At 74.5% G+C, this 21,384-nt stretch carries 21 protein-coding genes; 12 read left to right on the plus strand and 9 right to left on the minus strand.

What is annotated here, in order from left to right; all coding sequences use genetic code 11:
• Nucleotides 1-34 precede the first annotated feature (34 nt).
• The 9 genes from CRP51_RS18880 to CRP51_RS18920 all read left to right on the plus strand — a co-directional run bounded on the left by CRP51_RS18880 (nucleotide 35) and on the right by CRP51_RS18920 (nucleotide 8,874).
• A complete protein-coding gene (locus tag CRP51_RS18880) occupies nucleotides 35-2,020 on the plus strand; it encodes a S9 family peptidase (protein WP_097232421.1) in 1,986 nt (661 codons plus the stop codon).
• A 169-nt stretch (nucleotides 2,021-2,189) separates the two neighbouring features.
• Nucleotides 2,190-2,606, plus strand: a complete 417-nt coding sequence (locus CRP51_RS18885; RefSeq protein WP_097232422.1) for a CBS domain-containing protein — start codon at nucleotides 2,190-2,192, stop codon at nucleotides 2,604-2,606.
• Nucleotides 2,607-2,720: 114 nt separating this feature from the next.
• On the plus strand, nucleotides 2,721-2,948 hold the full coding sequence (locus tag CRP51_RS18890) for a DUF1049 domain-containing protein (protein WP_097232423.1): 228 nt from the start codon (nucleotides 2,721-2,723) through the stop codon (nucleotides 2,946-2,948).
• Nucleotides 2,949-3,269: 321 nt separating this feature from the next.
• The gene (locus CRP51_RS18895; RefSeq protein WP_097232424.1) at nucleotides 3,270-4,031 is read left to right on the plus strand and encodes a DeoR/GlpR family DNA-binding transcription regulator; all 762 of its coding nucleotides are present in this window, start codon (nucleotides 3,270-3,272) and stop codon (nucleotides 4,029-4,031) included.
• 82 nt (nucleotides 4,032-4,113) lie between these two features.
• Nucleotides 4,114-5,472, plus strand: a complete 1,359-nt coding sequence (locus CRP51_RS18900; RefSeq protein WP_097232425.1) for an ABC transporter substrate-binding protein — start codon at nucleotides 4,114-4,116, stop codon at nucleotides 5,470-5,472.
• Nucleotides 5,469-6,428, plus strand: a complete 960-nt coding sequence (locus tag CRP51_RS18905; protein ID WP_097232426.1) for a carbohydrate ABC transporter permease — start codon at nucleotides 5,469-5,471, stop codon at nucleotides 6,426-6,428. The genes CRP51_RS18900 and CRP51_RS18905 overlap by 4 nt, the downstream gene beginning before the upstream one ends.
• Nucleotides 6,425-7,303 (plus strand): carbohydrate ABC transporter permease, encoded by an 879-nt coding sequence (locus tag CRP51_RS18910; RefSeq protein WP_097232427.1) that lies wholly within the window; start codon nucleotides 6,425-6,427, stop codon nucleotides 7,301-7,303. Before CRP51_RS18905 ends, CRP51_RS18910 begins: the two co-directional genes overlap by 4 nt.
• Nucleotides 7,300-8,289 carry a zinc-dependent alcohol dehydrogenase family protein gene (locus tag CRP51_RS18915; RefSeq protein WP_097232428.1) on the plus strand — a complete coding sequence of 330 codons (990 nt, stop codon included), beginning with the start codon at nucleotides 7,300-7,302 and terminating at the stop codon, nucleotides 8,287-8,289. Before CRP51_RS18910 ends, CRP51_RS18915 begins: the two co-directional genes overlap by 4 nt.
• 93 nt (nucleotides 8,290-8,382) lie before the next feature.
• The gene (locus CRP51_RS18920) at nucleotides 8,383-8,874 is read left to right on the plus strand and encodes an anthrone oxygenase family protein (protein ID WP_097232429.1); all 492 of its coding nucleotides are present in this window, start codon (nucleotides 8,383-8,385) and stop codon (nucleotides 8,872-8,874) included.
• A 42-nt stretch (nucleotides 8,875-8,916) separates the two neighbouring features.
• Here the strand turns inward: CRP51_RS18920 and CRP51_RS18925 are convergent, their stop codons facing one another.
• Complete coding sequence (locus tag CRP51_RS18925; RefSeq protein WP_097232430.1) at nucleotides 8,917-9,756, minus strand: class I SAM-dependent methyltransferase; 840 nt, start codon at nucleotides 9,754-9,756, stop codon at nucleotides 8,917-8,919.
• A 218-nt stretch (nucleotides 9,757-9,974) separates the two neighbouring features.
• Between CRP51_RS18925 and CRP51_RS18930 the strand changes: the two genes are divergently transcribed.
• Complete coding sequence (locus CRP51_RS18930; RefSeq protein WP_097232431.1) at nucleotides 9,975-10,979, plus strand: MBL fold metallo-hydrolase; 1,005 nt, start codon at nucleotides 9,975-9,977, stop codon at nucleotides 10,977-10,979.
• Nucleotides 10,980-11,016: 37 nt separating this feature from the next.
• On the opposite strand, the gene CRP51_RS18935 is transcribed toward CRP51_RS18930, so the two are convergent.
• Both CRP51_RS18935 and CRP51_RS18940 read right to left on the minus strand, forming a co-directional pair.
• Complete coding sequence (locus CRP51_RS18935; protein WP_439333192.1) at nucleotides 11,017-11,634, minus strand: DedA family protein; 618 nt, start codon at nucleotides 11,632-11,634, stop codon at nucleotides 11,017-11,019.
• Nucleotides 11,631-12,407, minus strand: a complete 777-nt coding sequence (locus CRP51_RS18940) for an MBL fold metallo-hydrolase (RefSeq protein ID WP_097232475.1) — start codon at nucleotides 12,405-12,407, stop codon at nucleotides 11,631-11,633. The genes CRP51_RS18935 and CRP51_RS18940 overlap by 4 nt, the downstream gene beginning before the upstream one ends.
• A 172-nt stretch (nucleotides 12,408-12,579) precedes the next feature.
• Here CRP51_RS18940 and CRP51_RS18945 point away from each other — a divergent pair, with 172 nt between their 5' ends.
• Complete coding sequence (locus CRP51_RS18945; protein WP_245880671.1) at nucleotides 12,580-14,697, plus strand: phage holin family protein; 2,118 nt, start codon at nucleotides 12,580-12,582, stop codon at nucleotides 14,695-14,697.
• Between the two features lie 51 nt (nucleotides 14,698-14,748).
• Nucleotides 14,749-15,054, plus strand: a complete 306-nt coding sequence (locus tag CRP51_RS18950) for a 4a-hydroxytetrahydrobiopterin dehydratase (RefSeq protein ID WP_097232433.1) — start codon at nucleotides 14,749-14,751, stop codon at nucleotides 15,052-15,054.
• Nucleotides 15,055-15,162: 108 nt separating this feature from the next.
• Here CRP51_RS18950 and CRP51_RS18955 read toward each other — a convergent pair whose 3' ends face one another.
• The 6 genes from CRP51_RS18955 to fdhD all read right to left on the minus strand — a co-directional run bounded on the left by CRP51_RS18955 (nucleotide 15,163) and on the right by fdhD (nucleotide 21,367).
• Complete coding sequence (locus CRP51_RS18955; RefSeq protein WP_097232434.1) at nucleotides 15,163-15,861, minus strand: fasciclin domain-containing protein; 699 nt, start codon at nucleotides 15,859-15,861, stop codon at nucleotides 15,163-15,165.
• Between the two features lie 106 nt (nucleotides 15,862-15,967).
• Nucleotides 15,968-17,629 carry a molybdopterin-dependent oxidoreductase gene (locus CRP51_RS18960; RefSeq protein WP_097232435.1) on the minus strand — a complete coding sequence of 554 codons (1,662 nt, stop codon included), beginning with the start codon at nucleotides 17,627-17,629 and terminating at the stop codon, nucleotides 15,968-15,970.
• Between the two features lie 289 nt (nucleotides 17,630-17,918).
• Nucleotides 17,919-18,656, minus strand: a complete 738-nt coding sequence (locus CRP51_RS18965) for an anti-sigma factor (protein ID WP_097232436.1) — start codon at nucleotides 18,654-18,656, stop codon at nucleotides 17,919-17,921.
• Nucleotides 18,653-19,237, minus strand: coding sequence for a sigma-70 family RNA polymerase sigma factor (locus CRP51_RS18970; RefSeq protein WP_097232437.1), 585 nt, complete (start codon nucleotides 19,235-19,237; stop codon nucleotides 18,653-18,655). The genes CRP51_RS18965 and CRP51_RS18970 overlap by 4 nt, the downstream gene beginning before the upstream one ends.
• 323 nt (nucleotides 19,238-19,560) lie before the next feature.
• Nucleotides 19,561-20,352: an aldo/keto reductase gene (locus CRP51_RS18975; RefSeq protein ID WP_097232438.1), complete on the minus strand. Its 792-nt coding sequence runs from the start codon at nucleotides 20,350-20,352 to the stop codon at nucleotides 19,561-19,563.
• Nucleotides 20,353-20,494: 142 nt separating this feature from the next.
• On the minus strand, nucleotides 20,495-21,367 hold the full coding sequence (gene fdhD / locus CRP51_RS18980; RefSeq protein WP_097232476.1) for a formate dehydrogenase accessory sulfurtransferase FdhD: 873 nt from the start codon (nucleotides 21,365-21,367) through the stop codon (nucleotides 20,495-20,497).
• Between the last annotated feature and the right edge of the window lie 17 nt (nucleotides 21,368-21,384).

Genomic DNA, 21,384 nt, shown 5'->3' on the forward strand with positions numbered 1-21,384 from the left:
CCGGTTCCTCCGCACATGGATGAGGATGTCTCCCATGCCGCAAGCACCGTACGGAAGTTGGCCCTCACCCGTCGACGCCGCGCTGGTCGCCGCGCGTGACGGAAGCCCCGACGCGCTGGGCGTGGTCGGCGACGAGATCTGGTGGACCGCGCCGCGGCCGGCGGAGGGCGGGCGCCGCGCCCTGCTGAGACTGCGCCCCGGAGAGCGGGAGCCGGTCGACGTGCTGCCCGCGCCGTGGAACGTGCGCAACCGGGTCCACGAGTACGGCGGTCGGCCCTGGGCCGGGGCGGTGCGCGCCGAGGGCGGTCCGCTGGTGGTCTTCACCGACTTCGCCGACCAGCGCCTGCACGCCGTCGAACCCGACCGGGCCACCCCGCCCCGGCCGCTGACCCCCCTCTCGGCCATCGGCGGCGGGCTGCGCTGGTGCGACCCGCTGGTGCTGCCGGAGCGCGGCGAGGTGTGGTGCGTGCTGGAGGAGTTCACCGGGGAGGGGCCGAGCGACCTGCGGCGGCTGCTCGTCGCGGTGCCGCTGGACGGCTCGGCGGCCGAGGACCGTTCCGCCGTGCGGGAGTTGACGGACGACGCGCACCGCTTCGTCACCGGCCCCAAGCTGTCGCCCGACGGCGCGCGGCTGGCGTGGCTGGCCTGGGACCACCCCCGGATGCCGTGGGACGGCACCGAGTTGCTGGTCGCCGACGTGGACGGGGAGGGCCGCCCGGGCCGCCCGCGCGTGGCGCTGGGCGGGCCGGGTGAGTCGGTGGCCCAGGTCGAGTGGGACGGCGACGGAACGCTGCTGGCGCTGAGCGACCGCGACGGCTGGTGGCAGCCCTACCGCCTGGACCCCGCCACCGGCTCGGCCGTCCGGCTCTGCGGGCGCGCCGAGGAGTTCGCCGGTCCGCTGTGGAAGATCGGCGCCCGGTGGATGGCCCCGCTGCCGCACGGCACGCTCGCCGTGCTGCACGGGGTCGGCACCGCGCGGCTGGCCGTACTCGACCCGACCACGGGGGAGCTGGCCGACGCGGTCGGGCCCTGGACGGAGTGGGCACCGTCGCTGGCCGTCTCGGGGGAGTCGGTCGTCGGCATCGCCGCCGGCCCGTCGCGCCATCCCGAGGTGGTCGCGCTGGACACGGCGACCGGCCACTGCCGGGTGCTCGCCGAGCGCCACCGCGACCCGGTCGACCCCGGCTATCTGCCCGAGCCCGAGGCACGGGTCTTCACCGGGCCCGACGGACGCGAGGTGCACGCGCAGGTCTATCCGCCGCGCCATCCCGACCACACGGGGCCGGCAGGCGAGGCGCCGCCGTACGTGATCTGGGCGCACGGCGGACCCACCGGGGCCGTGCCGCTGGTGCTGGACCTGGAGATCGCCTACTTCACCTCGCGCGGCATCGGCGTCGCCGAGGTGAACTACGGCGGTTCCACCGGCTATGGCCGCGCCTACCGCGAGCGACTGCGCGGCCGTTGGGGCGTCGTCGACGTCGAGGACTGCGCGACGGTCGCCCGCGCGCTGGTCGCGGAGGGGCGCGCGGGCGGGCTGGCGATCCGGGGCGGCAGCGCCGGCGGCTACACGACGGCCGCCTCGCTGAGCGACCCGGACACGGCGGAACTGTACGCGGCGGGCGCGATCAGCTATCCGCTGCTCGACCTGGCCTCCTGGGCCGGCGGCGGCACGCACGACTTCGAGTCGCGCTACCTGGAGTCGCTGGTCGGCCCGCTGGCCGAGGTGCCCGAGCGCTACCGCGAGCGGTCCCCCGTGTACCGGGCGGAGCGGATCGTCGCGCCGTTCGTACTGCTCCAGGGGCTGGACGACGTGATCTGCCCGCCGGACCAGGCCGAGGCGCTGCTGGCGGCCGTCGCCGGGCGCGGGGTGCCGCACGCCTATCTGAGCTTCGCGGGCGAGGGGCACGGGTTCCGCAGGGCGGAGACGGTGGAACGGGTGCTGGAGGCGGAGCTGGCGCTCTACGCGCGGGCGTTCGGCTTTGTCCCTCCCGGGGTGGAGCCGTTGCACCTGTCGGTCTGACCCCGGCCCCGGGCGGGTGGTTGCGCGCGCGGTGCCCCGCGCCCCCTCGCCGCCGGTGGGCGCGGGGCACCCGAATGGCGGAGTGGGCGTGGGGGCGGCACAGTGGGGCGTGAGGCATGAGAACGAGACGATCCCTGATCGCCCCCGCGACGAGGAGAGGAACGAACCCATGGCCATCGCCGCCGACATCATGAACCCCGGCGCGCAGTGGATTCCCGCCACGGAGAGCCTGGACCGCGCCGCGCAGCTGATGCGCGAGCTGGACGTCGGCGCGCTCCCCGTGAGCGACGCCAACGAGCGCCTCTGCGGCATCGTGACCGACCGCGACATCGTCGTGCGCTGCGTCGCGGCCGGGCTCGACCCCGCCCACACCACGGCGGGCGACCTGGTGCGCGGCACCCCGCGCTGGGTGTCCACCCTGGCCGAGGAGGACGAGGTGCTGGCCGAGATGGTCGCGCACCAGATCCGCCGGCTGCCCGTGATCGACGAGAACAAGCGGCTCGTCGGCATGATCAGCGAGGCCGACCTCGCCAGGACGCTCGCCGACGACCAGGTCGCCGAGTTCGTGGAGCGCGTGTACGCCTGAACGCGCCCCGAGCCCCGCGCCGGGCGCCCGCGTACCCCCGCGGGTCCGGCGCACGCGGCGCCCGTCCGCCGCTCCCGGCGGGCGGGCGCTTCGTTTCACTCGCATCCTGGGGACATGACGACCCAGCCCCCGCGCGACCCGCGCGCCCACGCGTTTCTCACGCCCGGCCGGATCATCATGCTGGTGGTCGCCGCGCTCACGTTGATCTTCATCTTCGGCAACACCCGGCAGACGAAGATCAGGCTGCTGGTGCCCGAGGTGACCATGCCGCTGTGGCTGGCGCTGCTCTTCACGCTGCTCATCGGGGCGCTCGGCGGCCTCTACGCGGCGCGTCGCCGCTGACGCCCCCCTTTCCCCCGGCGCGCCCGATACGCGCCCGTTGCCCGACCGGACAGGCGGGGGCGCCCGGGGCGCCGCGCACCGTTACGGGCGCGGTCCGGGCGTGCCCGGGTCGCGAAACGGGCGTTCGGCGGGTCGGACGGGCCCGGTCCCGGCCCCGTTGACCAGGGGGCGTACGGTTGCCCGCGAGGGGAGAAACGGGCAGAAACGGGCGCGATCATCGAGGAACTCCCCCTGTGCCTCGCCGCCCGACCCCGGTACAAATCTCCGTACGGGCCCACTCGGGCACCGGGCGACGAGGAGTGGACGAGGCGGGAGGCGGGCATGGCGGCCGTGGAGCGGCAACGCGCCATCGTACGGGCCGCCCGCAGGGCGGGCTCGGTCGAGGTGACCGCGCTGGCCGACGAGCTGCGGGTGGCCAGGGAGACCATCCGCCGCGACCTGCGGGTACTGGAGGCGCACGGCCTGCTGCGCCGCACCCACGGGGGCGCCTACCCCGTGGAGAGCGCCGGCTTCGAGACCACGCTCGCCGCCCGCTCCACCCGGCACGTGCCCGAGAAGCGCCGGATCGCGGCGGCGGCGGCCGAACTGGTCGGCGACGCCGAGACCATCTTCGTCGACGAGGGCTTCACCCCCCAGCTCATCGCCGAGTCGCTGCCGCGCGACCGCCGACTCACGGTGGTCACCGCGTCGTTGGCGGTGGCCAGCACCCTGGCGACCGTCGACCAGTTCAGCGTGCTGCTCCTGGGCGGCCGGGTGCGCGACGCCACCCTGGCCACCGTCGACCACTGGGTCACCGACATGCTCGGCGGCTTCGTGATCGACCTCGGCTTCATCGGCGCCAACGGCATCTCCCGCGAGCACGGCCTGACCACCCCCGATCCTGCGGTGGCCGAGGTCAAACGACGGGCCGTGGCGGTCTCCCGACGCCGCGTCTTCGCCGGTATCCACACCAAGTTCGGAGCGGCGAGCTTCTGCCGCTTCGCCGACGTGTCCGACCTGGACACCGTCGTGACCAGCCTGCGCCTCCCCGCAGCCGAGGCGCAGCGCTACGTCCTGAAGGGGCCGCAGGTCATCCGCGTCTGACCCGCGCCCCGCCCGACACAACCGACCCGGCCGGCGGGTGGGGCGATCCCGCACGGCCGACATGACCCCAGGAGCCCCCCTCATGTCCCCAGGAAAACGACGCAAACGACGCGTCCTGCTGGCATCGGCGGCCGCCGGCGCGCTGCTGACCTCCTGCGCCGGAGCCGGCGGCCCCGGCTCCGGCGGCAAGAACAGCATCAACGTGCTGATGGTCAACAACCCCCAGATGATCACGCTCCAGGAGCTGACGGCCGAACACTTCACCGCCGAGACCGGCATCGACGTGCACTTCACCGTGCTGCCGGAGAACGAGGTCAGGGACAAGATCGGGCAGGACTTCGCCAACCAGTCGGGCCAGTACGACGTGGCGACGATCTCCAACTACGAGACGCCGATCTACGCCAGGAACAACTGGCTGGAGCCGCTGGACCCGTATCTGGCCGAGGACACCGACTACGCCGCGGACGACATCCTGGAGCCGATCCAGACCTCGCTCACCGGCGACGACGGTCAGGTGTACGCGCAGCCCTACTACGGCGAGTCCTCGTTCCTGATGTACAGGACCGACGTCTTCGAGGAGCACGGGCTGACCATGCCCGAGCGACCGACCTGGAGCGAGGTCGCGGAGCTGGCCGCCGCGGTCGACGGCGCCGAGGCCGACATGAAGGGCATCTGCCTGCGCGGGCTGCCCGGTTGGGGCGAGGTGATCGCCCCGCTGACCACCGTGGTCAACACGCACGGCGGCACCTGGTTCGACGCCGACTGGGAACCCCGCCTGAACGCACCGGAGTTCGTCGAGGCGACCGAGTTCTACGTCGACCTGGTCCGCGAACACGGCGAGTCCGGCGCGGCCCAGTCGGGCTACGCCGAGTGCCTGAACAACATGGTCCAGGGCAACACCGCCATGTGGTACGACGCGACCGCCGGCGCCGGCTCGCTGGAGGCCGACAACTCGCCGGTGCGCGGCGACATCGGCTATGTCGCCGCCCCGGTCGAGGAGACCGAGAGCTCCGGCTGGCTCTACACCTGGGCGTGGGGCATCCAGCAGGCCTCCGACAAGCCGGACAAGGCATGGGAGTTCATCTCCTGGGCCTCCAGCGCCGAGTTCGAGGAGCTGGTCGGCGAGACCCTCGGCTGGGAGAACGCGCCCGCCGGCAAGCGGGCCTCCACCTTCGAGAACCCGGAGTACCAGGAGGCCGCCTCCGCCTTCTACGAGGTGACCAGGGACGCCATCAGCGAGGCCGACCCCGTCAGCCCCGGGGTTCAGGAACGCCCCGCGCCCGGCGTGCAGTTCGTCGGCATCCCCGAGTTCTCCGACCTCGGCACGCTGGTCTCCCAGGAGATCAGCGCCGCCATCGCGGGCCAACAGAGCGTCCAGGACGCCCTGGACGCCTCCCAGGACATGGCCGAGTCCGCCACCGAGAGGTACCGCGAACGATGACCACCACCGAAGAAAAGACCGCCGTCGGCCCCCGCCGACCCCGCGCCCCCCGTCCGGGCCCCGGCCGGGCCAAGGCGTGGGCGACCAGGGCACCGCTGCTGCCCGCCCTGGTCTTCCTGATCCTGGTCACCCAGCTTCCGTTCGCGGCCACACTGGTGATCTCCCTGTTCGAGTGGAACGCCCTCTACCCCGAGGACCGGGCGTTCAGCGGACTCGACAACTACGAGTCCGTGCTCGGCGAGTCCAGCCTGCGCAACGCGGTCTTCACCACCGCGCTGCTGACCGCCACCGTGGTGATCGTCAGCCTGCTGCTTGGCCTCGGCCTCGCGCTGCTGCTCGACCGCAAGTTCAAGGGCCGGGGCCTGGTGCGCACCATGGCGATCACCCCGTTCCTGGTGGTTCCCATCGCCGCCGCGCTGATGTGGAAGCACCTGCTGTTCAACCCCGAGTACGGGCTGCTCAACGGGATGCTGGGGAAGTTCGGTGACCTCTTCGGCTTCGAGGCGCCGCAGCCCGACTGGATATCCGACATGCCGCTGCTGGCCGTCGAGATCTCGCTGATCTGGCAGTGGACCCCGTTCATGATGCTGATCCTGCTGGCCGGCCTCCAGAGCCGCTCGCCGGAACTCTCCGAGGCCGCCAAGATCGACGGCGCCGGCAACTGGCAGGTCTTCCGCTATCTGACCCTGCCCCACCTGCGGCGCTACCTCGAACTCGGCGCGCTGCTCGGCTCGATCTACGTCGTGCAGAACTTCGAGGCCGTGTACACGCTCACCGGTGGTGCCCTGGACACCGCCAACCTGCCGTTCGTCATCTACCGCGAGTTCTACAAGGCGCAGGACTACGGCGTCGCCTCCGCGGCCGGGGTGCTGGTCGTCCTCGGCTCCCTGCTGATCGCCGTCTTCGCCCTGCGCGTGGTGTCCTCGCTCTTCCGGGAGGAGGGGAGCAGGGGATGACTCAACTCACCGCTCCTACCGCTAAGTCGACGTCCCGTCCGGCGCTCGCGAAGGCCGCGAAGCCCAGGTCGCTGAAGAACGCCGCGCTGGCCCTGGTGGCCTGGCTGGGGGGCCTGGTGCTCTTCCTGCCGGTCGCCTGGATGGTGCTGACCTCGTTCCACAGTGAGCCGGACGCCGCCAGCAACCCGCCGGCGATCACCGCGCCGCTGACGCTGGACGGCTACCGCGAGTTCTTCGACAGCGAGCCCTGGCCGCCGCTGATCAACTCGATGACCGCCTCGCTGGCCTCCACACTGCTGGTGCTGCTGCTGGCGCTGCCGGCCGCCTACGCGCTGGCGATCCGGCCGGTGAAGGCGTGGCGCGACGCGCTGTTCTTCTTCCTGTCCACCAAGATGCTGCCGATCGTCGCCGGCCTGCTGCCCATCTATCTCTTCGCCAGGAACGTCGGAATGCTGGACAACGTCTGGCTGCTGGTACTCCTCTACACGTCGATGAACCTGCCCATCGCGGTGTGGATGCTCCAGTCCTTCCTGGCCGAGGTCCCCGTCTCGGTCATCGAGGCGGCCCAACTCGACGGCGCCCGGCTGCCGGTGGTGCTCGGGCGGGTCATCGCCCCCATCGTGCTGCCCGGCATCGCGGCCACCGCGCTGATCTGCTTCATCTTCAGCTGGAACGAGCTGCTCTTCGCCCGGGTGCTGACCGGGGTGGTGGCGGAGACCGCGCCGGTCTTCCTCACCCGGTTCATCACCAGCCAGGGACTCTTCCTGGCGCAGCTCTCGGCCGCGGCCGTCGCCATCTCCCTGCCGGTGCTCGCCGCCGGCTTCGCCGCCCAGGACAAGCTGGTCCAGGGCCTGTCGCTAGGAGCAGTCAAGTGAAAGCCGCACTCATCGAATCCGTAGGCAAGGTCAACGTCACCACCGTGCCCGACCCCACCCCGGGGCCGCGCCAGGTCGTGGTGAAGGTCGCTGCCTGCGGCCTGTGCGGCACCGATCTGCACATCCGCCAGGGCGAGTTCGCGCCCACGCTGCCGGTGGTCCCGGGCCACGAGTTCGCCGGCGAGGTGGTGGCCGTCGGGACCGAGGTCACCGAGCGCGCGGTGGGCGAGCGGGTGGCGGTCGACCCCTCGCTCTACTGCCACGAGTGCCGTTACTGCCGCACCGGCCACAACAACCTGTGTGACCGCTGGGCCGCGATCGGCGTGACCGTGCCCGGCGGCGCGGCGGAGTTCGCGGTGGCGCCGGTGGCCAACTGCGTGCCGCTGCCCGACCACGTCGCCACCGAGGACGCCGCGCTGATCGAGCCGCTGTCCTGCGCGGTGCGCGGCTACGACGTGCTGCGCTCCGCGCTGGGCGCCCGGGTGCTGATCTACGGCTCGGGCACCATGGGTCTGATGATGCTGGAGCTGGCCAAGCGGACCGGTGCCAGCGGCGTCGACGTCGTCGACATCAACCCCGACCGGCTGGCGACCGCCGCCGCGTTGGGCTGCTCGGAGACGGCCGGCAACGCCGACGAGCTGGACCGGCCCGACGGCTGGGACATCGTGGTGGACGCCACCGGCAACGCCGCCGCCATCCAGGACGGCATCGGGCGCGTCGCCAAGGCGGGCACGTTCCTCCAGTTCGGCGTCGCCGACTACGCGACGACCGCCGTGATCGAGCCGTACAAGATCTACAACCAGGAGATCACCATCACCGGCTCGATGGCCGTGCTGCACAGCTACGAGCGGGCCGCCGACCTGTTCGCCGCCGGGGTGCTCGACCCTGCGGTGTTCATCAGCGACCGGCTCCCGCTGGACGACTACCCGGCCGCCCTGGACCGCTTCGCGGCGGGCAAGGGGCGCAAGATCGTGGTCCGGCCGTAACGCTCGGCCGACCGCGCGCCGTGGACGCTCGCACACGTGGGTGAGCGCGTCGGCGATGGTCGTCGGGGCGGCGAGGTGGCTTGACTGGTCGGCATGACCGTTCTCGCCGCGGGCGCCGCCCTCGCGACCCTGACCATGGCGGCCGTGCTCGCGGGCACGTTCCTCGCCTTCTCCGTCGCCGTCCTGCCGGGCCTTGGCACCCTGGGGCCCGCGCGGGCGGTGGCGGCGATGCGGGGCATGAACGAGAAGATCCTCAACCCGCTCTTCCTCGTCCCCTTCGTGGCCCTGCCCCTGGCGGCGGCGCTCACCGCCGTCGCGCTGTGGACGTCCGGGCACCGCGCGGCGGCGCCGGCGTTCGCCGCCGCCGCGCTGGTCCATGTCCTGGGCGTCATCGCCCCGACGGCGGCGGTCAACGTCCCGCTGAACGAGGCGCTGGCGGCCGGGCCGGCCGACACGGCCGAGCGCGCGGCCGCGCTGTGGGCCGCGTTCGCGCCCCGCTGGGCCCGCTTCAACGCGCTGCGCGCGGCGGCCTCGACGGCGGTCGCGCTGCTCGTCGGTGCGGGACTGCTGTGGTGGCGCCGGTGACCCCCGCCGGTCGTGCGGACGACCTCTCGCCTCAGGCCGGCGTCACGGCCGGCAGAGCAACTCCCCGTGGGGGACCAGGAACCAGCCGTCCGGGTCGGCGCCCCAGGCGTGCCACGCCGTGGCAGACTCGCGCAGCTCCCGCTCCCGCGCGAGCCCCAGCGCCCGCGCCCGTTCCGCGAACGTCGAGGCGACCGTGCGCTCCGCCCACAGCCCGCTCCACCACGAACGGTCGCCCTCGGTGGCGAAGCACCAGGCCGAGGCGGAGGGCGTGACCTCGGAGAAACCGGCCTTCCGCGCCCAGGAGAGCAGTCGGCGCCCGGCGTCCGGCTCGCCGCCGCTGGCCGAGGCCACCCGCCGGTAGCGCTCCCGCCAGGCGGCGAGGCCCGGCACCTCGGGGAACCAGCTCATCGCGCCGTAGTCGGCGTCGCGGACCGCGACCACCCCGTCCGGCCGGCAGACCCGGCGCATCTCGCGGAGCGCGCCGACCGGGTCGGCCAGGTGCTGGAGCACCTGGTGGGCGTGGACCACGTCGAAGGAGTCGTCGGCGAAGTCCAACGCCAGGGCGTCGGCCGTCCGGAACCGCACCCCGTCCAGGCCGCGCCTGCCCGCCTCCGCCCGCGCCTCGGCCAGCACGCCCTCCGCACGGTCCACGGCGACGACCCGGCCGGGCGCCACCCGTTCCGCGAGGTCGGCGGTGAGCGTCCCAGGACCGCAGCCGACGTCCAGCAGGTCGAGGCCGGGGCGCAGCCGGGGGAGCAGGTAGGCGGCCGAGTTCTCCGCCGTGCGCCAGCGGTGGGAACGGAGCACGGAGTCGTGGTGGCCGTGCACATAGCGGGCCTCGGGCGGCTCCTCGCCGGGGGAGGGAAGCGGGTGTCGGGGCATGGCGCCCAGCCTGCCGGATGTCTCGCATCGTGAGCAACAGCGTTTCGAATAGCGGGCGCCATCGCTGGATCGGCCCAACGTCCGGGCCGCCCGGATGGGCCCGCGCCGGGGGCGGTGGTGCCCTGGGGAGGAGGCGGCAACCCGGACGAGGCGGGGAGCGGGCGCGGCCTGAGGCCCGGAGCCCCGGACAGCGCGGAGACCTGGAAAGCGGAGGCCAGATGACCGACCGGACCGAGGAGCCCACCCACCGGGACGACCCCCGCCCGCTCTACCGGCGACGCCCGTGGCCGCGTGACTTCACCGACCGGCTCACGGAGCCGCTGCCCGGCCTCGGCGCGATGCTGCGCGCCGCGCGCCAGGGGGCGCTGCGCCCCGGCGCCTCGGCGCGGTACGCGGCGGCCGGCCTGCCCTTCGCGCCGGAGCCGGTGCCGCGGACGGAGCCGGGAACGGTCGCCGTCAGCTGGGTCGGCCACGCCAGCTGGGTGCTGCGGATCGGCGGGCTGACGGTGCTCACCGACCCCGTCTGGTCGAAGAAGATCCTCGGGACCCCGCCCCGGCTCACCCCGGTCGGCGTGGAGTGGTCCCAGCTGCCGCCCGTCGACGCCGTGGTGATCTCCCACAACCACTACGACCACCTCGACGCCCCCACCGTCAAGCGGCTGCCCCGCCTCACCCCCGTCTTCGTCCCGGCCGCGCTCGGCGACTGGTTCCGCCGTCGCGGCTTCCACCACGTCACCGAGCTGGACTGGTGGGAGTCCGCCGAACTCCCCGCGCCCGGCGGCCCGGTCAGCTTCGACCTCGTTCCCGCCCACCACTGGTCGCGGCGCGGACTGCGCGACACCTGCCGCACCCTGTGGGGCGGCTGGGTGCTCTCCGACGGGCGGGGGCAGCGCGTCTACTTCGCCGGGGACACCGGCTACGGACACTGGTTCGGCGAGATCGGCGACCGCTACCCCGGCATCGACCTCGCGCTGCTGCCGATCGGCGCCTACTCCCCGCCCTGGCTGCTGCGCGCGGTCCACACGGACCCGGAGGAGGCGGTTCGCGCCTGCGACGACCTGGGCGCGGAGCGGATGGCCCCGATGCACTGGGGCACGTTCTCGCTCTCCGCCGAGCCGCCGCTGGAGCCGCTGGCCCGCGTCCGCGCCGCCTGGCGCGCCGCCGGGCGGCTGCCCGAGGACCTGTGGGACCTGCCGGTGGGCGGCGCGCGGGTGCTGGAGTGACGGGGCGGGGGAGCGGACCGGCCCGGCGCGGTGCCGCTCAGCGCGCGCGGCGCAACCGGGGCAGGGCGGCGATCAGCAGCGTCAGGGCGACGGCGGCCAGCACCCCCTGCCACGGGTGCGGGAAGAGCGCCCCGCCGACCACCCCCAGCAGGCCGTAGACGCCCGCCCATGCCACCGTGGCCGGCAGGTTGCCGCGCAGATAGCGGCGTGCCGGCATCCCCGACAGCAGGCAGGCCAGCATCACCGGCAGCCGGCCGGCCGGCACCAGCCGGGAGACCAGCAGCACCGTCGCCCCGCCGCGCTCCAGCCGCCGCTGCGCGCCGGCCAGCGTGGCCGGCGCCACCTGCCCCCTGATCCGCTCCAGCCAGCGCGTGCCGCGCGCGCCGAGACCGTAGAGCGCCGCGTCGCCGAGGAAGGCCGCGCACGCCGCCACCGCCCAGACCAGCAGCGAGGTCGGCACCGGATCGCTGTGGTGGACGGCGACCACGGCGGCGGAGCTGACCAGCGCGCCCGTCGGCACCACCGGCACCAGCGAGCCGAGCAGCACCAGCGCGAACAGCGACGGATAGCCGATGGCCTGCTGCGCCGCCTCGGTGTCCACGGTCTCCTCGGCCGCCCACGTCAGGCCCGCCAGGACCGCGGGCGTCGCGCTCACCCGGCGGCCGCCAGCCGCACGCTCTCGCCGTGCCGCAGCCGGTGCACCGCCACCCCGGGCGCCAGTCGCGCCGCGTGCCGGACGAACTCGTCGCCCGGCGCGTGGAACTCGTGCGGTCGCACCGCCGCCATCCCCCACGGCCAGTACGTGCCGTAGTGCACCGGGACGGCGCTGCGCGGACGCAGCCGGGCCAGCGCCTCGGCGGCGCGCTCCGCGTTGAGATGCCCGTGCCCGAGCCCCGGGCCCCAGCCGCCGACCGGCAGCAGCGCCGTGTCGACCGGGCCGACCTCGCCGGCCATCCCGCGGAACAGGTCGGTGTCGCCGGCGAAGTAGGTGCGGCTCTCGCCCTCCACGACGAACCCCAGAGGCGCGACCCGCCGCCGGGCGAACGGCAGCCGGCGCCCGTCGTGCGCCGCCGGCACGGCGCGCACCGCGACCCGGCCCACGGCGAGGCTGTCGCCCGGCGACAGCTCGCGCGGGTCGAGCCGTGCGGCGAGGCGCCGCAGCAACGGGACGGCCCCGAGCGCGCCCGTGGGCAGCAGCAGCGGGGTGCCGGCCGGCAGCCGGGCCAGCGAACGCAGATGGAGGTGGTCGCTGTGCAGATGCGAGACCAGCACCGCGTCCGCGACCAGGGCCGCCCTGGGCGGCAGCGCGCCACGGCGGCGCCACAGATGGGCGCAGCGCCGGGTCAGCAGCGGGTCGGTCAGCAGCGTGGTGCCCGAGTCCCGCACGGTGGCCGTGGCATGGCCCCACCAGGTGATCTCCACGGACACGGAACTCTCCTTCGCCGACGCCTCTGCGCTCAAGGGTGCCATCGCGGGCGACCACCCACGCGCGCGGTCCGGGCGCGTGGTGCGTGGGGAGGGCGGGGCGTGTGCCGACAGCGGTGCCGGACCGGCCAGGTGGGTGGCCGGCGCGGGCCGCGCGGTCGGCGCATCGGTGAGGATGGAGCGGAGAGCGGCGACGGAACGACGGACGGTGGTGCGGCGGATGGGCCGGTGGCGGAGCGCGGGGGCCGCGTTGCTGCGGGTGTCGGCGGTGTGGGCGGTGGCCACCGCCACGCTGGTCGTGCTCTCACTCGTGCTGCCCGCCTTCCGGCTCCAGTCCGCCGACGGCGACAGCCTCACCCGCGTCGGGCTCACCGCCGCGCTCTGCGCCGGCTTCTTCGGACTGCTGAACGCCCTCGTGTGGCCCTGGCTGGTCCGCGCGCTGCTGCTCGTTCCGGCGCTGGCGCTGGGCTCGTTGGTGTTCCTGCTCAACGGCGGGCTGATGCTGCTGGCGCTCAGCGCCGTGCCAGGCCGGGGGCAGGCGGGGGCCGGGACCGCCGTGGTGGTGGCCGCCGCGACCTCGGTCGCCTCGTCGGCGACGGGTGCGTTCCTGGCGCTGCGGGACCAGGGCGCGACGCGGCGGCGGCTGCGGCGGATGGCGGGGCTGCGGTTCGGCCGGCCGGCGCCCGCGCCCGCGCGCCGCACCGCCGGGTTGGTCTTCCTCCAACTCGACGGCATCGGCTACCACGTGCTGCGCGAGGCGACGGCGGGGGAGCGCCCGTTGATGCCGACCGTGGCCGGGCTCCTCGCGCGCGGCCACCGGCTGGCCCCGTGGCGCACCGACTGGTCCAGCCAGACCGGATCCTCACAGCTCGGCATCCTGCACGGCAGCAACGCCGACGTGCCCGCGTTCCGCTGGTACGAGAAGGAGACCGGCGAGGTGCTGGTCAGCAACCGGCCGTCCAGCGCCGCGACCCTGCAACGCCGGGCGCAGTCGCGCACCGGCTCGCCCGGCCTGCTGGCGGAGGACGGCGCGAGCCGGGGCAACCTCTTCACCGGGGGAGCGGGGCAGGCCGCGCTGGTGCTCTCGGTAGCCGCCCGCCGGCGTGCGGGCCAGCGCTCGCGCGCCGGGTACTTCGCTTACTTCTCCGACCCGGCGCACGCGGCGCGCACCGCCGGCGCGTTCCTGGCGGAACTGGTGCGCGAGGTCTGCCAGTCCACCCGCGCGCGCCTGGCGGGGGTGCGCCCACGGGTGCGCAGGGCCGGGCTGTACCCGCTGATCAGGGCGTTCGCCACCGTGGTGCAGCGGGACGTGGTGACGGCCGCCGTGGTGGGCGACATCCTCAACGGACGCGGCGCCGTCTACGCCGACCTGGTCGCCTACGACGAGGTGGCCCACCACTCGGGGCCGCGCGGCCGGGACACCCGGCAGGTGCTGGCGCGCCTCGACCGCTGCGTGGCGTTGATCCTCCAGGCCGTCGCGCACGCCCCCCGCCCCTACCACCTGGTGCTGCTCTCCGACCACGGGCAGAGCCAGGGCCCCACGTTCGCCGCCGCGTTCGGCCGCTCGCTGGAGGAGCTGGTGCGGATCGGCTGCGGTCGCCCCGTCGTCGGGACGCCGCGTCGGGAGGAGAGCGGCGCCGAGGCCAGGGGGGTGGCCAGGGCCGCGCTGCACCGGCCCGAGGAGCCGGCCGAGCCGCCGACGGAGCGCCGCGCCGAGCCGGGCGGCGCGACCGCCCCCGTCGTGCTGGCCTCCGGCAACCTCGGCGTGGTCGCCTTCCCCGACATCCCCGGCCGCGCGGGTCGGGAGGCCGTCGAGCGCCGCTACCCGGCGCTGCTGGAGACCCTGGCCGAGCACCCGGGCATCGGGTTCGTGCTGGTCGACGACGAGCGGCACGGCCCGGTCGTGCTGGGCGCCGGCGGCGCCGAGCACCATCTGGCGAGCGGCAAGGTGCTGGGGGCCGACCCGCTGCTGCCGTTCGGTCCCGGCGCGGCGGACGCGGTGCGACGCACCGCCGGCTTCGCCAACTGCCCCGACCTGGTGATCAATTCGGCCTGCGACCCGGCGACAGGGACGGTGCACGCCTTCGAGGAGCAGCTGGGGTGCCACGGCGGGCTGGGCGGCGAACAGAGCCTGGCGTTCCTGCTCGCGCCCCCGGCGCTCTCGCCGCCGACGGCAGAGGGCGAGCTGGTCGGCGCCGAGGCGGTCCACCGGGTGCTGCGCCGCTGGCTGGCGGAGGCGGCCGCGCACCCCGAGCCGGCCGCCCACGAGGCGCGTCGGGCCGACCGGCTCTAACCTGGGGGCGCACCACCCCGGGAGTCAGCGCAGTCAGAGGAGGGCCCGCCCATGGCGCCACGGCCGTTGAACGAGACACAGATCGGTGAGGTGCTCGGCGGGTTGCCGGGCTGGTCGTTCGGCGAGGACCGGCTGGTGCGCCAGTACCGGCTGGACGGGCACCTGGAGGCGGTGGCGCTGCTGGTGCACATCGCCACCCTCCAGGAGCGGCTGGACCACCACGCCGACCTCACCGTGACGTACGACAGCCTCGGCGTCTCGGTCAACACGCACAGCGTCGGCGGCAAGGTCACCGAGCTGGACACCCAACTGGCCACCCGCATCGAGGAGATCGCCGCCGGGCACGGCGCGCGCTGAACGCGGGGACGCGGCGGGCCGCCCCCGGTGTGAGAGGGGCGGCCCGCCGCGCGTTCTGCCCGGCCGCTCAGTCGTCCAGCCGTTCAGCCGTTCACCGTGCGGGACGGTTCACTGGGGCATCAGCACGCCGTCGATCAGGTAGACGGTGGCGTTGGCGGTCTGGACGTTGCCGCAGACCACCGAGGCGTCGTTGACCTGCCAGGACTCACCCTCGTCGCTGACGGCCACGGTCCCGCCCTGGAGCGTCTCGACGTCGCCCTCAGTCAGGTCCTCGGGCGCCAGCCGCTGGGGCACCACGTGGTAGGTGAGCACGTCGGTCAGCGCCGCCTCGTCGGCCAGCAGCGCGTCCAGGTCCTCCTGGGCGATGCCGGCGAACGCGTCGTTGACCGGTGCGAACACCGTCAGGTCCTCCGTGGTGTTGAGCGTGTCACCGAGGCCGGCCGCCTCGACGGCGCTGACCAGCGTGGACAGTTCGGGGTTGTTGCCGGCGGCGGTGGCGACCGGGTCCTGGGCCATCCCGTCGAAGCTGCCGGCGCCGTCCTCCGGCACGGCGGAGCAGGCGGGACCGAACGGCTCGGCGGCCATGTCGCCGGAGCCGTCCTCCATTCCGCCGTCCTCGTCCGTGCCGTCGTCCACGCCGTCCTCGGCGCCGCCTTCGGACTCCTCCTCGGGCGCGCTCTCCTCGCTGCTCTCGTTCTGGTCCGAGTCGTCGTCGGAGGAACAGGCGGCGAGCCCCATCGGCAGCGCGGCGACGGCCACCAGGGCGACGGCGGTGCGGCGGACGCGGTTCACTCGGGTGATACGCATGGGGGTTAACTCCCTTGTCGACAAAGCTGTCGGTAGTTGTCTCGGGTTGTTGTCGAGTTATCGATTGCTGTCAGCGGTTGTCGGCGGTTGTCGCCGCGCGGAGCGGTCAGTCCACCCGGACCACCACCGAGTGCCGTCCCGTGGCGCCGTCGGGCACCGTGCCGACGCGGTCGGCGGTCTGGGTCTCGCCGCCCCGGTCGGTGGCGCGCACCTCGACCCGGTGGGTGCCGGGCGCCGGCGTCCAGCGCCAGTGCCACTGGCGCCAGGTGTCGACCGAGTCCTCCTCGGCCAACTCGGCCTCCTCCCACGGCCCGTCGTCGACCCGCACCTCGACCCGGTCGATCCCGGTGTGCTGTGCCCACGCGACACCGGCCACGGCTACCGGCTCGCCGGCGCGCGGGCGGTCGACGGCGCGCGGGGTGTCGATCCGGGACTGGGTCTTGATCGGCGCCTCCCTCGCCCAGTCGCGCCTGACCCAGTACGGGTCGAACGCCTCGAAGGTGGTCAGCTCCAGCTCCTCCAGCCACTTGCAGGCCGAGACGTAGCCGTAGAGCCCCGGCACCACCATCCGCACCGGGTAGCCGCGGTCGAGCGGCAGCGGCTCGCCGTTCATGCCGACCGCCAGCAGCGCGTCCCTGCCGTCGAGCACGGCGGCCAACGGGGTGCCCAGCGTCATGCCGTCCACCGAGCGGGCCACCAACTGGTCGGCCTCGCCGCCCTGTTCCGGAGAGCGCACACCGGCCTCCGCGAGCAGCTCGGCCAACGGGACGCCCAGCCAGGTCGCGTTGCCCACGTACGGGCCGCCGACCTCGTTGGAGACGCAGGTCAGCGTGATCCGCCGCTCCACCAGGCCGCGCGCCAGCAACTGCTCGAAGTCCAGCTCCAGCGGACGCGCCACGCCGAGGCCGTGCAGCCGCAGCCGCCAGGACGACACGTCCACGCGGGGTACCCGCAACGCGGTGTCGACCCGGTAGAAGTCGCCGTTGGGAGTCTGGAACGGTGCCACGCCCGGCACGTCGAGCGCGGCGCCGTCCGGCAGCGGCGGCGCGGGCGAGACCGGCTCGGGAAGGCGCAACGCCGCCCGCTCGGCGGCGACCTCGGCGGCGTCCGCCGCGTTCCGCCACCGGGCGACCAGCCCCGCCGTCAGCGAACCGGCCACCAGCGCGCCGGCCGTGGCCAGGAACCGCCGTCGGCCGCCCCCCGGGGTGAACACCCCGGAGCCGCCAGGCCGTTCCAGCCAACCGACGAGCACGAAGAGCACCGCGCCCGCCACCGCGCCGGCCAGCAGCGCCGGCAGGAAGTCCCCGCCGCCCGCGTCCGGCCGCTCGGCGGCGGCCAGCGCGCCGACCCCGCCCATCGCCAGCGCGCCCACCGCGACCAGCCGCCGCCAGCGCAGCGCCAGCACCCCGGCCACGGCGGCCAGCAGCGCCAGCACCGTCAGGATGCCGAGCCGCAGCACCAGTTTGTCCTGGTCGCCGAAGGCGCGGATCGCCCAGTCCTTCACGGGCGCCGGCGTGCGGTCGATCGCCGCGCCGCCCACCGCGGTGACCGGACCGGCCTCCCGCCGCACCGCCAGCACGGCCAGCGCCTCGGCGGCGGCCAGCGCGGCGACCACGGCCAGCAGCCCGGTCAGCGCGGCGAGCGCGCCCTGTCTCCCTCGGTCTCTCACACCCCTGCTTCGTGGGCGGGGGCGGTGCGGATGGGGTCGGAGGGAAAGAAAAAGAACTCTCCTCGCGGACCCATCCGCCGCGCCTCCGGCACCGAACATCCGGGGAGCGCCCCGCCGTGGGCGGGAGGGGGCGTGGCGGGGCGACGGCCCGCGCCGGTGCCTGCCGGCCGAGATCCGGCGCGGCCCGGTCGCCCTCCTCGCCGAACGCGGCGGACCCGTCCCCGGGGGCGGGCGCGGGAGCTCGCCCGCGCCCGGGTCCCCGGCCCCGTCCTCACCCCGCTGACCGTCTGCCGGTGCCACCGCGCCGACGCCGTTCTCGCCGGCGTGGTCGCCACGGCGCACCACACCTATCGGCCGGCGACGCCCTGTTCAGCCGGCGACGCCCTGTTCAGCCGGCGAACTCCATCACCGCCAGCGGCTCGGACGTCGGCTGCGGGGAGCCGCCGGCCGGTTCGACGGTGATGCCCATGCCGGTGGCCTCGTCGAGCCGACCGTCCATCAGCATCGCCTGCTCGTCGGCGCCCGCCTCCAGCAGGCCGGCCGGCCGCATCGCGCCGTGGTCGTCGAACCACAGCTGGTAGACCCGCCCCTCCGGCGGCGCGGGCAGCCCAGAGGCGAGGAACGCCACCCGGTCGTGGCCTGGGGAGACCACCACCGTCGCCGAGCCTCCGCCCGGCACCGCGCCCGTCGTCATCCGCGCGTCCGGCGCGGAGAGCACGGCCGTCAGCTCCTCCGCCAGGCGTTCGGCCCTGGCCTCCCGTTCGCGCGCCTGCTCGGCGCTGTGCCACTGCCACGCCGTGGTGCCGCCCAGCAGCAGCGCCGCGAGGCTCGCGGCCAGCGCCAGCGGCGGCAGCCCGCGGACGGCGCGCCGCACCGCGCCGCGCGGCGGCTCCTGGCGGACCGTGCCGATTCGCTCCAGCACCGCACGCCGCATCGCCGGCGGCGGCGCGGTGCTCATCGCGGCGCCCAACCGGGCGGCCGTCTCGGTGAGTTCGGCGACCTCGCGGGCGCAGGACGCGCACCGTTCCAGATGCCGCTCGAAGCCGCGCCGCTCGTCCTCGGGCACGGCGTTCACGGCGTAGGCGCCGCTGAGCGTGTGCGGTTCGACATCGTGCGCGGTGTTCACGCCGTCACCCCCAGGCAGTCCCGCAGCCGGATCAGTCCGTCGCGCAGCCGTGTCTTGACCGTGCCGAGCGGCAACGACAGCAGCTCGGCGACCTCGCGGTAGGTCAGCCCCCGGTAGTAGGCCAGGGTCACCGACTCCCGCTGGCGCGGCGTGAGTCCGTCGACGCAGCGCCGCACCTGTTCCCGTTCCAGCCGCGTCTCGACCTGCTCCGTCACCTCGTCGAACGGCGGGGTCCGATCCAGCAGCGCGGCCCTGTGCTCGCGGTCGGTGGCGGCCTGCGCGGAACGCACCCGGTCCACCGCCCTGCGGTGCGCGATGGTCATCACCCACGCCATCGCCGAGCCGCGCTCCCGGCGGTAGCGCGGCGCCTGCCGCCAGACCTCGACCAGCACGTCCTGGGCGACCTCCTCCGACTGCGCGGGGTCGCGCAGCACGCCGCGCACCAGCCCCAGCACGGGGCCGGCGACGGCGTCGTAGACGGCGGCGAACGCCTCATGGTCGCCCTTGGCGACCTCGCCGAGCAGCGTGGCGAGCTCGGGCGTCCGGGGCTGCTCCTGCCCGATCCTGGCCGGTCGTCTCACCGCGCCGCACCTCCGCGGCGCACGCGCCGGGCAGGGCGGGGCGGGTTGGGTGGCTCGGACGTCATGGGTCCTCCGGGGTCGGGCGGCAGGCGTTCGCTCCCCTCATTCGTCGCCGGGGCCCTCCCGGATGGGTCGGTCCGCCCACGTGGGTTGTCGGGTGCGCCCCGGTGTGTGGTCGCTCGCGCGGTTCCCCGCGCCCCTGTGCTGCCGGTGGGCGGCTTGGGGGCGCGGGGAACCGCGCGGTGCGTCCGTGGCGGGTGGCAGACGACTACGGTGCCGCACCGGCAAGGCGGGTTGTCGTCCTCGGCCCGCCCCGGAGGGGCTCAGCGCCAGTTGGCCTCGTCCGGGTCGGTGCCGACCCGGTGCGGGGTGTCGAGGGCCGCGACGGCCGCGAGGTCCTCGTCGTCCAGCGAGAAGCCGAAGACGTCGAAGTTCTCCGTGATCCTGGAGGGCGTCACCGACTTCGGGATCACCACGTTGTCCAGCTGGAGGTGCCAGCGCAGCACCACCTGCGCCGGGGTGCGGCCGTGCTTGTCGGCGATCCGCCGCAGCTCGGGGTCGTCGAGCAGGCCCTTGCCCGAGCCCAGCGGGGAGTACGCCTCGGTGAGGATGCCCAGCTCGCGGTGGAGCGCGCGGGACTCGTCCTGCTGGAAGTTCGGGTGCAGCTCGATCTGGTTGAGCGCGGGAACGATCTCCGTCTCGTCCAGCAGCCGGCGCAGGTGCGGCGGCTTGAAGTTGGAGACGCCGATCGCGCGCGCCCGGCCGTCGGCCAGGATCTTCTCCAGGGCCTTCCAGCTCTCGACGTACAGGTCGTGCGCGGGCGCCGGCCAGTGGATCAGATAGAGGTCGACATACTCCAGGCCCAGCTTGGCGAGCGAGGTGTCGAACGCGGCCAGCGCCGTGTCGTAGCCCTGGTCGGTGTTCCACAGCTTGGTGGTGACGAACAGCTCCTCGCGCGGCAGCCCCGAGGTGGCCAGCGCGCGGCCGGTGCCCTCCTCGTTGCCGTAGACGGCGGCGGTGTCGATGCTGCGGTACCCGGCGGCCAGCGCCTGGCTCACCGCGACCTCGGCCTGGTCGTCGGGGACCTGCCAGACGCCGAAGCCCAGCTGGGGCATCCGGACGCCGTTGTTGAGAGTGACTTCGGGGACGGGGACGCTGCTACTCACGTTGCGTTTTTGTCCTTCTCTGATCAAGAGCGATCGTTTGGGGTGCCTCTCCTGGCTATCACGACCCTGCCTACCCGAACCAGGACAGGAGCTACCTTGTTCCCTCGGAGGCCGTGTCGGGCGACTCGTCGTCCACGAGGCCCAGACGTTCGGCGCCGCTGTACACGTTCATCGACGCGCCGCGCAGAAAGCCCACCAGGGTCATCCCCGTCTCCGCCGCCAGGTCGACCGCGAGCGCCGAGGGCGCGGAGACCGCCGCCAGCGTCGGGATCCCGGCCAGCACCGCCTTCTGGACCAGCTCGAACGAGGCCCGGCCGGAGACCAGCAGCACGGTGCCGCTCAGCGGGAGCGCCCCCGAGGTGAGGGCGTGGCCGACGATCTTGTCCACCGCGTTGTGGCGGCCCACGTCCTCCCGCACGTCCAGCAACGAGCCGTCCGCCGTGCACAGCGCCGCCGCGTGCAGTCCGCCGGTGCGGGCGAAGACGCGCTGCGCGGCACGCAGCCGGTCGGGCAGCTCGGCCAGGACCGCCGGGTCCAGGCGCGGGCCCCGCGGCAGCGGCAGAGGCCAGCGCGCGGTGGTGCGCACCGTGTCCAGCGAGACCCGGCCGCACAGCCCGCAGGACGAGTTGGTGAACACCCGGCGGTCCAGTGACACATCCGGCCCCGGAACCCCGTCGGCCAGCCGCACGTCGACCACGTTGTAGGTGTTGGCGCCGTCCGGGCCCTCGGCCCCGGCGCAGTAGGCGATCCGCGCCAGCTCGGCCGGGTCGGCCAGCACCCCCTCGCTGACCAGGAAGCCGGAGGCCAACGCGAAGTCGTCCCCCGGGGTGCGCATCGTCACCGCCAGCCGGCGCCCGTTGACCCTGATCTCCAGCGGTTCCTCGCCGACCAGGGTGTCGGCGCGCGCGGAGACCGCGCCGTCCCTGACGCGGATGACCCGGCGACGTTCGGTGACCCGTCCCATGCCCGCCATGATGGCAC

It is taken from the genome of Streptomyces zhaozhouensis, from assembly GCF_900230195.1.
Lineage (GTDB): Bacteria > Actinomycetota > Actinomycetes > Streptomycetales > Streptomycetaceae > Streptomyces > Streptomyces zhaozhouensis.